The organism is Pseudomonas sp. J380 (assembly GCF_009827115.1).
In the GTDB taxonomy this organism is placed as follows: Bacteria; Pseudomonadota; Gammaproteobacteria; order Pseudomonadales; family Pseudomonadaceae; genus Aquipseudomonas; species Aquipseudomonas paracarnis.
In genome coordinates this window covers 4,038,949-4,053,890 of sequence record NZ_CP043060.1, presented here as the reverse complement: position 1 = coordinate 4,053,890, position 14,942 = coordinate 4,038,949, and the positions used below count along the sequence as shown (strand labels likewise).

Annotated in this window: 12 protein-coding genes; 6 read left to right on the top strand and 6 right to left on the bottom strand. The window is 58.7% G+C overall.

All coding sequences use genetic code 11. The annotated features are described in order from the left end of the window. Positions 1-26: 26 nt before the first annotated feature. Genes dnaN through gyrB form a run of 3 tightly spaced genes read left to right on the top strand, consistent with a single transcriptional unit; the run spans position 27 to position 4,676 of the window. Positions 27-1,130, top strand: coding sequence for a DNA polymerase III subunit beta (gene dnaN / locus FXO12_RS18250; RefSeq protein ID WP_003187250.1), 1,104 nt, complete (start codon positions 27-29; stop codon positions 1,128-1,130). A gap of 20 nt (positions 1,131-1,150) precedes the next feature. Next, positions 1,151-2,254, top strand: coding sequence for a DNA replication/repair protein RecF (gene recF / locus FXO12_RS18245; protein ID WP_003187251.1), 1,104 nt, complete (start codon positions 1,151-1,153; stop codon positions 2,252-2,254). 4 nt (positions 2,255-2,258) lie between these two features. Beyond that, on the top strand, positions 2,259-4,676 hold the full coding sequence (gyrB, locus tag FXO12_RS18240) for a DNA topoisomerase (ATP-hydrolyzing) subunit B (protein WP_003187253.1): 2,418 nt from the start codon (positions 2,259-2,261) through the stop codon (positions 4,674-4,676). Between the two features lie 104 nt (positions 4,677-4,780). On the opposite strand, the gene FXO12_RS18235 is transcribed toward gyrB, so the two are convergent. Beyond that, positions 4,781-5,503 (bottom strand): response regulator transcription factor, encoded by a 723-nt coding sequence (locus FXO12_RS18235; RefSeq protein ID WP_057975200.1) that lies wholly within the window; start codon positions 5,501-5,503, stop codon positions 4,781-4,783. 415 nt (positions 5,504-5,918) lie between these two features. Between FXO12_RS18235 and FXO12_RS18230 the strand changes: the two genes are divergently transcribed. Continuing rightward, positions 5,919-8,198 carry a CHASE2 domain-containing protein gene (locus FXO12_RS18230; protein ID WP_057975199.1) on the top strand — a complete coding sequence of 760 codons (2,280 nt, stop codon included), beginning with the start codon at positions 5,919-5,921 and terminating at the stop codon, positions 8,196-8,198. Positions 8,199-8,378: 180 nt separating this feature from the next. Here FXO12_RS18230 and FXO12_RS18225 read toward each other — a convergent pair whose 3' ends face one another. From FXO12_RS18225 to glyQ, 4 genes are all read right to left on the bottom strand, one after another. Next, positions 8,379-9,149 carry a 1-acyl-sn-glycerol-3-phosphate acyltransferase gene (locus tag FXO12_RS18225; protein ID WP_003187258.1) on the bottom strand — a complete coding sequence of 257 codons (771 nt, stop codon included), beginning with the start codon at positions 9,147-9,149 and terminating at the stop codon, positions 8,379-8,381. Between the two features lie 82 nt (positions 9,150-9,231). Beyond that, positions 9,232-9,771 carry a D-glycero-beta-D-manno-heptose 1,7-bisphosphate 7-phosphatase gene (gmhB, locus tag FXO12_RS18220; RefSeq protein WP_173647460.1) on the bottom strand — a complete coding sequence of 180 codons (540 nt, stop codon included), beginning with the start codon at positions 9,769-9,771 and terminating at the stop codon, positions 9,232-9,234. Further along, the gene (glyS, locus tag FXO12_RS18215; RefSeq protein WP_057975198.1) at positions 9,771-11,825 is read right to left on the bottom strand and encodes a glycine--tRNA ligase subunit beta; all 2,055 of its coding nucleotides are present in this window, start codon (positions 11,823-11,825) and stop codon (positions 9,771-9,773) included. The genes gmhB and glyS overlap by 1 nt, the downstream gene beginning before the upstream one ends. Further along, a complete protein-coding gene (glyQ, locus tag FXO12_RS18210; RefSeq protein WP_003187265.1) occupies positions 11,822-12,775 on the bottom strand; it encodes a glycine--tRNA ligase subunit alpha in 954 nt (317 codons plus the stop codon). The genes glyS and glyQ overlap by 4 nt, the downstream gene beginning before the upstream one ends. Positions 12,776-12,856: 81 nt before the next feature. Between glyQ and FXO12_RS18205 the strand changes: the two genes are divergently transcribed. Continuing rightward, a complete protein-coding gene (locus tag FXO12_RS18205) occupies positions 12,857-13,414 on the top strand; it encodes a DNA-3-methyladenine glycosylase I (RefSeq protein ID WP_003187266.1) in 558 nt (185 codons plus the stop codon). A gap of 40 nt (positions 13,415-13,454) precedes the next feature. Next, complete coding sequence (locus tag FXO12_RS18200) at positions 13,455-14,342, top strand: lysophospholipid acyltransferase (RefSeq protein ID WP_014716285.1); 888 nt, start codon at positions 13,455-13,457, stop codon at positions 14,340-14,342. Between the two features lie 183 nt (positions 14,343-14,525). Here FXO12_RS18200 and FXO12_RS18195 read toward each other — a convergent pair whose 3' ends face one another. Then, positions 14,526-14,837, bottom strand: coding sequence for a lipopolysaccharide assembly protein LapB (locus FXO12_RS18195; RefSeq protein WP_034129192.1), 312 nt, complete (start codon positions 14,835-14,837; stop codon positions 14,526-14,528). Positions 14,838-14,942: the final 105 nt, after the last annotated feature.

Genomic DNA, 14,942 nt, shown 5'->3' with positions numbered 1-14,942 from the left:
AGCTTATTAAGGCAAGGGACTAGACCATGCATTTCACCATTCAACGCGAAGCCCTGTTGAAACCCCTGCAACTGGTCGCAGGCGTCGTCGAGCGCCGACAGACCTTGCCGGTGCTTTCCAACGTATTACTGGTGGTCGAGGGGCAGCAGTTGTCCTTGACCGGTACCGACCTGGAAGTCGAACTGGTGGGTCGCGTCCAGCTCGAAGAGCCCGCCGAACCGGGCGAGATCACCGTGCCGGCGCGCAAGCTGATGGATATCTGCAAAAGCCTGCCCAACGATGCGCTGATCGACATCAAGGTGGATGAGCAGAAGTTGGTGGTCAAGGCAGGCCGTAGCCGTTTCACCCTGTCGACCTTGCCGGCCAATGACTTTCCAACCGTAGAAGAAGGCCCGGGCTCGCTGACGTGCAGCCTGGAGCAAAGCAAGCTGCGTCGTTTGATCGAGCGCACCAGCTTCGCTATGGCTCAGCAGGACGTGCGTTACTACCTCAACGGTATGCTGCTGGAAGTATCGGAAGGCATCATCCGCGCCGTGGCCACCGACGGCCACCGTCTGGCAATGTGCTCGATGCGTGCCGATATCGGTCAGCCGGATCGTCACCAGGTGATTGTTCCACGCAAAGGTATCCTTGAACTGGCGCGTTTGCTCACCGAGCCGGACGGCAACGTCAGCATCGTGTTGGGCCAGCACCACATTCGTGCCACCACCGGCGAGTTCACCTTCACCTCCAAGCTGGTCGACGGCAAGTTCCCGGACTACGAGCGTGTGTTGCCTAAAGGTGGCGACAAGCTGGTGGTCGGTGATCGTCAGGCCCTGCGTGAAGCCTTCAGCCGTACTGCGATTCTTTCCAACGAAAAGTACCGTGGTATTCGCCTGCAACTGGCCAACGGCCAACTGAAAATCCAGGCCAACAACCCGGAACAGGAAGAGGCGGAAGAAGAAGTGGGTGTCGACTACAACGGCGCATCGCTGGAAATCGGCTTTAACGTGAGCTACCTGTTGGACGTGCTGGGTGTCATGACCACCGAACAGGTTCGTCTGATCCTGTCGGACTCCAACAGCAGCGCCCTGGTGCAAGAATCTGACAACGACGACTCGGCTTACGTTGTCATGCCGATGCGCCTGTAATCATGCTCAGCAGAAGCTAGATGTCCCTTAGTCGCGTCTCGGTCACCGCGGTGCGCAATCTGCACCCGGTGACCTTCTCCCCTTCCCCCCGCATCAACATCCTCCATGGCGCCAACGGCAGTGGTAAAACCAGCGTGCTGGAAGCCATCCACCTGCTGGGGCTTGCGCGTTCCTTCCGCAGTGCCCGTTTGTTACCCGTGATTCAGTACGAACAATTGGCCTGTACCGTATTTGGCCAAGTGGAACTGGCTGAGGGCGGACATAGCAGCCTGGGGATATCGCGTGATCGCGGTGGCGAATTTCAGATCCGAATCGACGGGCAAAATGCGCGCAGCGCAGCGCAACTGGCCGAGATCCTGCCGTTGCAACTGATCAACCCCGACAGCTTTCGATTGTTGGAGGGGGCCCCAAAAATCCGTCGGCAGTTTCTCGACTGGGGCGTGTTCCACGTGGAACCACGCTTCATGGCCACTTGGCAGCGCCTGCAGAAGGCCCTGCGGCAGCGGAACTCATGGCTGCGGCATGGTACACTTGACGCCGCTTCGCAAGCAGCCTGGGACCGTGAACTGTGCCTGGCCAGCGACGAAATAGATGAATACCGCCGCGCCTATATCAAAGCCTTGAAACCAGTCTTTGAGCAGACCTTGAGCGAGTTATTGGATCTCGAGGGGCTGACGCTGAGTTATTACCGGGGTTGGGACAAAGAGCGTGAGCTGAGTGCAGTGCTCGCAACGTCCTTGCAACGGGATCAGCAAATCGGACACACCCAGGCCGGCCCCCAGCGCGCTGATTTGCGCCTTAGATTAGGTGCACACAATGCTGCGGATATCTTGTCCCGCGGCCAGCAGAAGTTGGTGGTCTGTGCATTGCGTATCGCGCAGGGCCATTTGGTTAGCCAGGCTCGACGCGGTCAGTGTATTTATTTGGTGGATGACTTGCCGTCAGAACTCGACGAGCAGCACCGCCGCTCGCTATGCCGCTTGTTGGAAGACTTACGCTGCCAGGTGTTTATCACCTGTGTAGACCACGAATTATTGAGGGAAGGCTGGCAGACGGAAACGCCAGTCGCTTTGTTCCACGTGGAACAAGGCCGTATCACCCAGACCCACGACCATCGGGAGTGAAGGCATGAGCGAAGAAAACACGTACGACTCGACCAGCATTAAAGTGCTGAAAGGTTTGGATGCCGTACGCAAACGTCCCGGTATGTACATTGGCGACACCGATGATGGTAGCGGTCTGCACCACATGGTGTTCGAGGTGGTCGATAACTCTATCGACGAAGCTCTGGCCGGTCACTGCGACGACATCAGCATTATCATCCACCCGGATGAATCCATCACCGTGCGTGACAACGGTCGTGGCATCCCGGTAGACGTGCACAAAGAAGAAGGCGTTTCGGCGGCAGAGGTCATCATGACCGTGCTCCACGCTGGCGGTAAGTTCGACGACAACTCCTATAAAGTATCCGGTGGTTTGCACGGTGTAGGTGTGTCGGTAGTGAACGCCCTGTCCGAAGAACTGATCCTCACTGTCCGCCGTAGCGGCAAGATTTGGGAGCAGACTTACGTCCACGGCGTACCACAGGAACCGATGAAAATTGTCGGCGACAGTGAAACCACCGGTACCCAGATCCACTTCAAGCCATCGGAAGAAACCTTCAAGAACATCCACTTTAGCTGGGACATCCTGGCCAAGCGGATTCGTGAACTGTCTTTCCTTAACTCCGGTGTCGGCATCGTCCTCAAGGATGAGCGCAGCGGCAAGGAAGAGCTGTTCAAGTACGAGGGCGGCCTGCGTGCGTTCGTTGAATACCTGAACACCAACAAGACCGCGGTCAACCAGGTGTTCCACTTCAACATTCAGCGCGAAGACGGCATCGGCGTGGAAATCGCCCTGCAGTGGAACGACAGCTTCAACGAGAACCTGTTGTGCTTCACCAACAACATTCCACAACGCGATGGCGGTACTCACTTGGTGGGTTTCCGTTCCGCGCTGACGCGTAACCTGAACACCTACATCGAAGCGGAAGGCTTGGCGAAGAAACATAAAGTCGCCACCACCGGTGACGATGCCCGTGAAGGCCTGACGGCGATTATCTCGGTCAAGGTACCGGATCCGAAGTTCAGCTCCCAGACCAAAGACAAGCTGGTGTCTTCCGAAGTGAAGACCGCGGTTGAACAGGAAATGGGCAAGTACTTCTCCGACTTCCTGTTGGAAAACCCGAACGAAGCCAAGCTGGTCGTCGGCAAGATGATCGATGCTGCCCGCGCTCGTGAAGCCGCGCGTAAGGCCCGTGAGATGACCCGCCGTAAAGGTGCGCTGGATATCGCCGGCCTGCCAGGCAAACTGGCTGACTGCCAAGAGAAAGACCCTGCCCTCTCCGAACTGTATCTGGTGGAAGGTGACTCTGCAGGCGGTTCCGCCAAGCAGGGGCGTAACCGTCGCACCCAGGCCATCCTGCCGTTGAAGGGCAAGATCCTCAACGTTGAGAAGGCCCGCTTCGACAAGATGATTTCCTCCCAGGAAGTCGGCACCTTGATCACCGCATTGGGCTGCGGTATTGGCCGCGATGAGTACAACATCGACAAGCTGCGTTACCACAACATCATCATCATGACCGATGCTGACGTCGACGGTTCCCACATCCGTACCCTGCTGCTGACCTTCTTCTTCCGTCAGTTGCCGGAGCTGATTGAGCGTGGCTATATCTACATCGCCCAGCCGCCGTTGTACAAAGTGAAAAAGGGCAAGCAAGAGCAATACATCAAAGACGACGACGCCATGGAAGAGTACATGACGCAATCGGCCCTTGAAGATGCGAGCCTGCACCTGAATGACGAAGCGCCGGGCATCTCGGGTGAGTCGCTGGAGCGCCTGGTCAACGACTTCCGTATGGTCATGAAGACGCTCAAGCGTTTGTCGCGCCTGTACCCTCAGGAGCTGACCGAGCACTTCATCTACCTGCCAGCCGTGAGCCTGGAGCAGTTGGGCGATCACGCCGCCATGCAAGATTGGCTGGCCCAGTACGAAGTGCGCCTGCGTACTGTGGAGAAGTCTGGCCTGGTATACAAAGCCAGCCTGCGTGAAGACCGTGAACGTAACGTATGGCTGCCAGAGGTCGAGCTGATCTCCCACGGCCTGTCCAACTACGTCACCTTCAACCGCGACTTCTTCGGCAGCAACGACTACAAGACCGTAGTCACCCTCGGTGCTCAACTGAGCACCCTGCTGGACGACGGTGCTTACATTCAGCGTGGCGAACGCAAGAAGCAGGTCAAGGAGTTCAAGGAAGCCTTGGACTGGTTGATGGCGGAAAGCACCAAGCGTCATACCATCCAGCGCTATAAAGGTCTGGGCGAGATGAACCCTGATCAGCTGTGGGAAACCACCATGGACCCTGCTCAACGTCGCATGCTGCGCGTGACCATCGAAGACGCCATTGGCGCAGACCAGATCTTCAACACCCTGATGGGTGATGCGGTCGAGCCTCGTCGTGACTTCATTGAGAGCAATGCCTTGGCGGTGTCTAACCTGGACTTCTGATCAGGCACATCAGCTAAAAACAAAAGGCCAACGCTTAGCGTTGGCCTTTTTTATTGGTCTGCAGACTCGAATTCTTAAATGCTCCACGTGGAACATCGGCGTACTCAATTTTGCGCGGCGGGTGTCACACTCTCCAACCGATACCCGTACCCATAGATCGTCAACAGCTGCCAACCGCGATCAGCTGTCAGCCCTAGCTTGTTACGCAGGCGGTAGATATGCGTGTCCAACGGCCGCGACGACACCATTTCTTCGTGGCTCCAGAACCGCTCATACAGGTACTCGCGAGACAACGGTCGGGCCAGGTTGGCAAATAGACAACTTGCCAAACGGTATTCTCGTTCTGTCAGGTTGATGGGTTTGCCCGCTCGGGTGACGGTCAGTTCGGCATCGTCGAACGTCAGATCGTTAAAGCTCTGCACTTCCTGGGTAGCCGACTTTTGCAAACCGTGGCGCCGCAGGACGGCGCTGACTCGGGCTTTGAGTTCGTTGGGCCGAAACGGCTTGCTGACATAATCATCCGCCCCGCTATTCAACGCCGTGACGATGTCACTCTCGGCATCGCGACTGGTGAGCATGATGACGGCAGGGGGCGATTCCATGTGCTCGCGAGTCCAGCGCAATAACGCGATCCCGGAGATGTCCGGCAGTTGCCAGTCAAGAATCAGCAGGTCAAAGGTTTCCCGGCGTAGCTGGCGCAGCAGGTCTTCACCACGTTCGAAAAAATGCAGCGACCAAGGCTGTTCAGCCGGGCCGGGAATCTGTCGCAGTGTCTGTTCCACCCGTCGCAACTCCGCGGGTTCGTCATCCAGTATTGCGACACGCATGGGTGGGGTCCTTCCTACAAAAAACGAGAGCTTGGATTTGGATAGGGGCACATGCTGTACAAATGCCGGCCTCTGAATCTGAATAATTATGGGCGGATTTTACGGTGCTCGTATCTCTCGATACGCTGAAAGCGCCGTAAACGCCACCCACTACGTCCTCAAAGAAAGATACCGGCTCCAGTCGGTCAGGAAAAGGGTCGGTGCCGATCGCCTCGCTGGTGCGTAATGCCTGCTTGAATGTGCGGTATCGTTCATTGCGCGGCCGCGGGAACTCCTCCAATGAGACCCAAATAAGCTTCACTGGTTTCAGAACACCGTATGCACTTCATCGCAACCCCATGGAGAGGGATCCTGGGCTTATGAAATCTTTACTCAATGACCATCGACTCCTTGGCAACCTTTTGGCGGTAGCCCTGTGAACCTATGGCGCAAAACCGAGAAACGCCAACCTACTCAGGCGCAGCTTTTGTTTCATGGGCTGGTTCGTGAATGGCTGTTGATCGGTTTGGTGCTCCTGCCCTTCACCGCGTACTTATCCTTGAGCGCGGGGCTGGCACTCAACAATCCGCTCTATGACAGCCTGCGCCGCCTGACGCCGTTACCGGCAAATCCACGGATCGTTCTGGTGACCATTGATACGCCCAGCCTGGAAGCACTCGGCCCGTGGCCCTGGCCGCGCAGCGTGCATGCCGAGCTGATTGAACGCCTGAACGCCGCACGGCCAGCGGGCATTTTGTTTGACGTGATCTTCAGTGAGCCCGGCGACAATAATGACGACCAACAACTGGCCGATGCCGTCTGCAAAGCCGGCAATGTATTGCTGCCCATCGCCGGGGACAGCAGCGTCAGCCCCAAGGCCCAGGTAACGCCGTTGTCGCCACTGCTCAAGTGCGCCAAGGGCGTCGGGCACATCAACGTCGAAGCGGATAACGACGGAGTGGTGCGCAGCGTGTATCTACGTGAAGGCCCTCCGGGAAGCACACTTCCTCAGTTGGCGTGGCTGGCATTCGCCATGAGCGAGCACGCCGAGACGATGCCGGGCCTGCCGCAAGAGCCTACTGGAGGTCACTGGCACCAGGAACATGAAATCCGTGTGCCGTTCACTTCGGAACCAGACCATTTTCCCAGTGTGTCCTACGTCAGCGTATTGCGCGGCGAGGTACCTCCCGAGTCGCTGCGTGGTCGCCTGGTTCTGATCGGCGCCTCAGCCTATGGCATGGCCGATCGTTTCGTGACGCCGCTCTCTTCCACCGTAGGTACTACAGCGGGCGTTGAGATCCAGGCGGACGTACTGAATGGTTTATTGCAGGGCCGCAGCATCGTCGATTTGCCCGGCTGGCTGGCGGCGTTGCTGGCAACGTCCCTGGTGGCCCTGCTGTTGGGCCTTCTGCTTGTGCGCCCACGCTACGCCCTGTGGATGACCTTGGCAGGCATGGCCGTGGCTTTGCTGGGCTCATGGGCCTTATTGCGCCTGGGCCACTGGTGGAGCCCCGCAGCGTGCCTGATCGGTTTGTTGCTGAGTTACCTGATCTGGAATTGGCGACGTCTGAGCGTGATCCTCGCCTACTTTGGCTGGGAACTGGCACGCCTGGATAACGAGCCCAAGGTGCTTCCGGAACGTCGTCGCGCGCCCGCCAGTAAGGGCGATGTGCTGCAAGGGCGGATCTTTGCCCTTGAACAAGCCGTCAGCCGTACCCGCGATACGCGGCGCTTTATGGCTGATGGCTTGGAGTGCCTGCCGGTAGCGACCCTGATTACCGATCCCCAGGGCAGTATCCTGTTGGCCAACCGCGTGGCCCGTGAAGTATTCGGCAATGACCTGGTCGGCGAAAACCTCGTCGAACAGCTCGCCGATCTGGGTTATCCCCCGCTGCATAATGGTGTACGCCCTGCCCTCTCGGCGCTGGAGCTGGTCGAGTTTCGCGATATCCACCAACGCAGTTTGCGCATGGAACTGGCCCCTTTGCTGCCTGCCGAAGGGGATTTCGCCCTCGGCTGGTTGTTGAGCCTGACGGACCTGAGCAAGGAGCGTGAAGCCCAGCAGCATCGCGAGACCATGCTGCGTTTCCTTTCCCACGACCTGCGTGCGCCGCATTCAGCGATCCTCGCCCTGCTGGACGTGCACAACGGGGAGTCCCCGGTGTTTACTCAGATCGAACAGCAGGTACGGCGAGCCTTGAGTCTGACCGAATCCTTTGTGCAATTGGCCAAGGCTGAAGCGGACGGTTACCAGTTCCAGCCCACCCTGTTTGCCATGCTGGTGATGGACGCTTTTGATCAAGTGGCGGTGATTGCGCAGTTGAAGGGCATCCATTTGGTCCACGACCTGGATGAGGCGGATGAAGCCATGGTCTATGCCGACCAATCGCTGCTCACCCGGGCATTGTTCAACGTGCTGGAGAATGCGATCAAATACTCCCCATCTGGCACCACCGTCAGGTTAAGGCATGGCAGTGCGCAAGGCTGGTTGGAATGCGGGATAAGTGATCAGGGACCGGGGATTGCGCCGAAGGATCTACCGGAGTTGTTCAACCAATACCGACGTTTCGATTCGGCCCAGGGCAGTGAAGGTCTTGGGTTGGGCCTGACCATGGTCAAGGCGGTAGTAGAACGGCATGGAGGGCGGATCGTGTGCGAAAGTGAGCTAGGCAAGGGCTCGACGTTTATCCTGCTGCTGCCGCTATTGGAGGACTGAAAAAGCGGCTTTTTTGCTGTGCATAAAAAACCGGTCACAAGGACCGGTTTTTTATGAAGAAAAAACTTATGCACGTTTTTGTGAATTTTATGAGCTTCAGAAATATGTAAGTAAATCAGCTTGTTATGAAGCAAAAAAGCCAATTCGCCAACAAAGCGTACACAGGTTATCCACAGATGCTCAAACGGCCGGCGTCTCCACCACCACCGGTTCCGGAGGCAGGGAGCCCATGGCCCGTTGCTGCGCCTCATTCCACGCCGCAGCCCGGTCGTTCAGGGCGGCGATGGCACGTGGTCCTTCGCCTTCTGCGTACATCGGTTCGCCGATCACTACAGTGATAGTGCCTGGGCGTTTAGCCCAGCCAGTCTTGGGCCAGAACTTGCCGGCGTTATGCGCAATTGGCAGCACAGGCAGGTTGGCGTTGACCGCCAGGGCGGTACCACCCCGTGAGAACTTACCCACTGTGCCGTAGGGGACCCGCGTGCCCTCAGGGAAGATCAGCACCCAGACGCCGTCCTTGAGCAACTCATCGCCCTTCTTGGCGACATGCTTGAGCGCAGCCTTGGGGTTGTCCCGGTCGATGGCGATCGGACGCAACATGGCCATGGCCCAGCCGAAGAATGGCACATACAGCAACTCGCGCTTGAGCACCTGGCTCAACGGCGAGAAATACGCAGAGAGGAAGAACGTCTCCCAAGTGCTCTGGTGGTTCGAGAGAATCACGCACGGCTGATCAGGAACGTTTTCAGCGCCCTTGACCTCGAAACGAATATTCAGGAACACCTTGCTCAGCCACAACGCGCAGCGGCACCAGTAGACGTTGATAAAGCGATAGCGCGCCTTGAAGGGCAGGAAGGGTGCAATAAAAAAGCTCAGGGTGCACCAGAGAAACGAACTGGTGCCCAGCAGCAGGTAAAAGAAAAAGGTTCTGATGGCCTGCAAGATCGACATGGCGGCATTTACCGTTGCGGGACACGGCCCGCCTGTTAAAAGCGCACTCCCGAACAGTCCTTGGTCAGGAAGTCGAGGGCGGCTAGTTGTTGATAAGTTCTGCGGCAACGGCCGCCAGATCGTGAAAAATCAAGGTGCCTACCGGCAGGTTTTTAGCCTGGGTCTTTTCGCCTTTTCCGGTTTTAACCAAAACTGGCTGAGAGTCGACGGCTTTGGCCGCCTCCAGGTCACCGAGGCTGTCCCCGACGAACCATATCCCAGCCAAGGGCACCTTGTAATGTTCTGCAATAATTTTCAACATGCCAGGCTTGGGCTTGCGGCAATCGCAGCCTTCGTCCGGCCCGTGGGGGCAGTAGACCACCAGCCCCACCTCACCGCCCTGCTCGGTCACTAACGTGCGCAACCGCGCGTGCATGGCGTCCAGGGTGGCGATGTCGTAGTAACCGCGGGCGATGCCGGACTGGTTGGTGGCGATGGCCACTGTCCAGCCGGCTTTGCTCAACTGCGCGATGGCCTCGATCGAACCGGGCAGCGGGATCCACTCCTCCACCGACTTGATGTAAGCGTCGGAGTCGTAGTTGATCACCCCGTCCCGATCGAGAATCAGCAGTTTCAACATGATCAGCCCAGTACGGAAATGTCGGCGATATTGATGAACAGGCCACGCAGACGCGCGAGCATCGCGTAGCGGTTTTTCCGTACGCCGGCATCGTCGGCATTGATCATCACCGCTTCGAAGAACGCGTCTACCGGTTCACGCAGAGACGCCAGGCGCGCCAACGCTTGCGCGTAGTCACGCTCGGCGATCAGCGGCTTCACGGCGTTCTCTGCCTTGGCGATGGCCGAGTTCAGCGAGAACTCCTTGGCGTCGGCAAACAGGCCAGGGTCGACTTCGGCACTGCCGAGGTTATCGGCCTTGCTCAGCAGGTTCGACACGCGCTTGTTCACGGCGGCCAGGGCATCGGCTTCCGGCAGCTTGCGGAACGCTTGCACGGCTTGTACACGCTGGTCGAAGTCCAGTGCCGAACCCGGTTGCAGGGCACGTACCGACAGGTAGACGGAAACGTCCACGCCTTCGTCTTCGTAACGCGCACGCAGGCGGTCGAACACGAACTCCAGCACTTGCTCGGCCAGGCCGGCTTGCTTGACCTTGGTGCCGAACTGGCCGACGGCGAATACCACGGCCTGGGTCAGGTCGAGGTCCAGCTTCTTGTCGATCAGGATACGCAGCACGCCCAATGCCGCACGGCGCAGGGCATACGGGTCTTTGCTGCCGGTGGGCAGCATGCCGATACCGAAGATACCCACCAGCGTATCGAGCTTGTCGGCAATCGCCACAGCCGCACCCGTCAGGGTGGTCGGCAGTTCTGCACCGGCACCGCGTGGCATGTACTGCTCGTTCAGGGCCAGGGCGACATCGTCCGGCTCGCCGTCGTTGAGGGCGTAGTAGTAACCGGCAACACCTTGCATCTCAGGGAACTCGCCGACCATTTCGGTGGCCAGATCGCACTTGGACAGCAAGCCGGCACGCGCAGCCCATGCGGCATCACCGCCAATACGTGGGGCAATGTAGGCCGCCAGCTTGGACACACGCACGGCCTTGTCGTAGACGCTGCCGAGTTTTTCCTGGAACACCACGTTTTGCAGGCGCAGGTTGAAGTCTTCCAGCTTCTGCTTCTTGTCTTGCTTGAAGAAGAACTCGGCGTCGGTCAGGCGCGGGCGCACGACTTTTTCGTTACCGGCGATGATCTGCTGCGGGTCTTTGCTTTCGATGTTGGCGACGGTGATAAAACGCGGCAACAACTTACCGTCCACATCCAGCAGGCAGAAGTATTTCTGGTTGTCCTGCATGGTGGTGATCAAGGCTTCTTGCGGCACATCGAGGAAACGCTCTTCGAACGAGCACACCAGCGGCACCGGCCATTCCACCAGGGCGGTCACTTCGTCCAGCAGGCTTGGCGGCACGATGGCGGTGCCTTCCTGCAGGCGGGCCAATTCTTCGGTGCGCTTGCTGATCAGCTCGCGACGCTCATTGGCGTCGGCCAGCACATAAGCAGCGCGCAGGTCGTTGAGGTAGTTGGCCGGCGAAGTGATACGCACGCTTTCTGGATGATGGAAGCGGTGACCACGGGACTCACGACCGGCCTTCTGGGCGAGGATGGTGCAATCGATGACCTGGTCACCGAGCAGCATCACCAGCCATTGGGTCGGACGCACGAACTCTTCCTTGCGCGCACCCCAGCGCATGCGCTTGGGGATAGGCAGGTCGTTCAGGGAGTCTTCAACGATGGTCGGCAACAGGCTGGCGGTCGGCTTGCCGGTGATGACCTGGCTGAAACGCAGTTTCGGGCCACTTTGGTCGATCTCGCTCAGCTCTACGCCACACTTCTTGGCAAAGCCAAGGGCGGCCTGGGTCGGGTTGCCGTCGGCATCGAAAGCTGCCTGACGCGGTGGGCCGTCCAGGTTGATGTTGCGGTCCGGCTGCTGGGTTTCCAGCGCGGTCAGCAGCACAGCCAGACGGCGCGGCGCGGCGTAGACTTTTTTGGCTTCAAACTTCAGGCCGGCAGTCTGCAGGCCTTTTTCGATACCGGCCAGGAACGCATCGGCCAGGGTATTGAGTGCCTTGGGTGGCAGCTCTTCGGTGCCCAGTTCAACCAGGAAATCTTGAGCACTCATTGTGCAGCCTCCAGCTTAGCCAACACTTCATCACGCAGGTCCGGGGTGGCCATCGGGAAGCCCAGCTTGGCGCGAGCCAGCAGGTAGGCTTGAGCGACGGAACGCGCCAGAGTGCGTACACGCAGGATGTATTGCTGGCGTGCGGTTACCGAGATGGCACGGCGCGCGTCCAGCAGGTTGAAGGTATGGGACGCCTTCAACACCATTTCATAGCTTGGCAACGGCAGCGGCTGGTCGAGTTCGATCAGGCGCTTGGCTTCGCTTTCATAGAAGTCGAACAGTTCGAACAGCTTGTCGACGTTGGCGTGTTCGAAGTTGTAGGTGGACTGCTCCACCTCGTTCTGATGGAACACATCGCCGTAGGTCACCTTGCCGAACGGGCCGTCAGCCCATACCAGGTCGTAGACCGAGTCCACGCCTTGCAGGTACATGGCCAGGCGCTCAAGGCCATAGGTGATCTCGCCAGTGACCGGGTAGCACTCGATGCCGCCCGCTTGCTGGAAGTAAGTGAACTGCGTCACTTCCATGCCATTGAGCCAGACTTCCCAGCCCAGGCCCCACGCGCCCAGGGTTGGCGATTCCCAGTTGTCTTCGACGAAACGAATGTCGTGCACCAGTGGGTCCAGGCCCACATGCTTGAGCGAGCCCAGGTACAGCTCCTGGAAGTTGTCCGGGTTGGGCTTCAATACCACCTGGAACTGGTAGTAGTGCTGCAGACGGTTCGGGTTTTCGCCGTAGCGGCCGTCAGTCGGGCGGCGACTGGGCTGCACATAAGCGGCGTTCCAGGTTTCCGGGCCGATGGCCCGCAGGAATGTAGCGGTGTGGAAAGTGCCGGCGCCTACTTCCATATCGTAGGGCTGAAGTACCACACAACCTTGCTCGGCCCAGTATTGCTGGAGGGCGAGGATCAAGTCTTGGAAGGTACGCACGGCTGGCGTAGGCTGGCTCACGAAATTCACCTGTTACTTGGGCTGCGATTTAAAGAGCGGGAGTATACCCGATTCGGCCCCGCCACCACTCCCTGGAGCCTTATGCCACGCTGCTTTTGGTGTTCTGAAGATCCGCTGTACATGGCTTATCACGATCAAGAGTGGGGAACGCCGCTGCGCGATGCGCAGGGTTTGTTCGAGTTGCTTTTGCTCGAAGGGTTCCAGGCAGGCCTGTCCTGGATCACCGTTTTACGCAAACGCGAGCATTATCGAAAGGTGTTGTTCGGCTTTGACGCGCAGCGTCTGGCGCAATTGAGCGATGAAGAAATCGAGGTGCTGATGCAGGACCCGGGCATCGTGCGCAATCGCTTGAAGCTCAACGCTACCCGGCGCAACGCCGCGGCCTGGCTGGCGCTGGAAGACCCGGTGGGGTTGCTGTGGTCGTTTGTCGGCGGCAAACCCAAGGTCAATCACTTCAAGGATCGCAGCGACGTCCCGGCGATCACGCCCGAAGCCGAAGCCATGAGCAAAGCCTTGAAAAAGGCCGGCTTCACTTTCGTCGGGCCGACCATCTGCTACGCCTTCATGCAGGCCTCGGGCATGGTCATGGACCACACCCAGGACTGCGACCGTTACGCGGACTTGGTCAACGCCGGTTAGAATGCCGGCTTTGCGCACCACACACGATCAGGAGTGACCTGTGGAAAAGTTTAAAGGCGCCTTGCTGGTAGGCGCTCTTCGGTTGTTTGCCCTGCTGCCCTGGCGCGCTGTACAAGCCGTCGGCACAGGGATCGGCTGGATCATGTGGAAAACCCCCAACCGTTCCCGCGATACGGTGCGGATCAACCTCTCCAAATGCTTCCCGGACATGGACCCGGCAGAGCGCGAGCGCCTGGTGGGCCGCAGCCTGATGGACATCGGCAAGTCCCTCACCGAAAGCGCCTGCGCGTGGATCTGGCCGGCGCAGCGCTCCATCGACCTGGTCCGCGAAGTCGAGGGCCTGGAAGTGCTGCACGAGGCCCTGGCTTCTGGCAAAGGCGTGGTGGGCATCACCAGCCACCTGGGCAACTGGGAAGTGTTGAACCACTTCTACTGCAGCCAGTGCAAACCGATCATTTTCTATCGCCCGCCCAAGCTCAAGGCCGTGGACGAGTTGCTGCGCAAGCAGCGCGTGCAGTTGGGCAACCGCGTGGCGGCTTCCACCAAGGAAGGCATTCTCAGTGTGATCAAGGAAGTGCGCAAAGGCGGCCAGGTGGGTATTCCTGCCGACCCGGAGCCGGCTGAGTCCGCCGGGATCTTCGTACCGTTTTTTGCCACCCAGGCGCTCACCAGTAAATTCGTGCCGAACATGCTCGCGGGCCACAAGGCCGTTGGCGTATTCCTGCACGCCCTGCGCCTGCCGGACGGCTCGGGCTACAAGGTGATCCTGGAAGCGGCGCCGGAGGACATGTACAGCACCGATACCGCGACGTCCTGTGCGGCGATGAGCAAGGTAGTTGAGCGCTATGTAGGTGCTTACCCAAGCCAGTACATGTGGAGCATGAAGCGCTTCAAGAAACGCCCGCCGGGTGAGGCGCGGTGGTATTGATTCACTACTGACTTAAATTCGCTGCGAAACCAATGTGGGAGCGGGCAAGCCCTAATGCCTGTAGGAGCGAGCTTGCTCGCGAAAAACTTCAGCGATAACGCGTGTTTCCTGAATAAACGCGGCGCCTATTGGTTTTTCGCGAGCACGCTCGCTCCTACAGGTAGTAGGCAAGCCCCCTTCCAATCAAGCCTGGCGGTCGAGTTTCTTCAGGAACACTGCCATCTCTTTTTCGGCCTGCTTGTCGCCGTGGGCCTGGGCCGCTTCAATGCCTTTTTCCCACGCCTGTCGTGCTGAGGCACTGTCACCCTGAGCCTGGTGCGCCTTGCCCAACAACTTCCACGCCGCCGAATACTTCGGATCGAACTCGACGCATCGCTGCAAATGCTCGGCCGCCTTTGCGTTGTCCTTCAGGTCCAGATAACCCTTGCCCAGGCCAAAGCGCAGCAATGAATTATCCACACCCTTGGCGAGCATTTTTTCCAGGGATTCGAGCATGGCTGTGCATCCTTTAGCTACATAGCGGTTTCGATATCGTCATCGCGGGCAAGCCCGCTCCCACACTTGGAGCGCGATCACATGTGGGAGCGGGCTTGCCCGCGA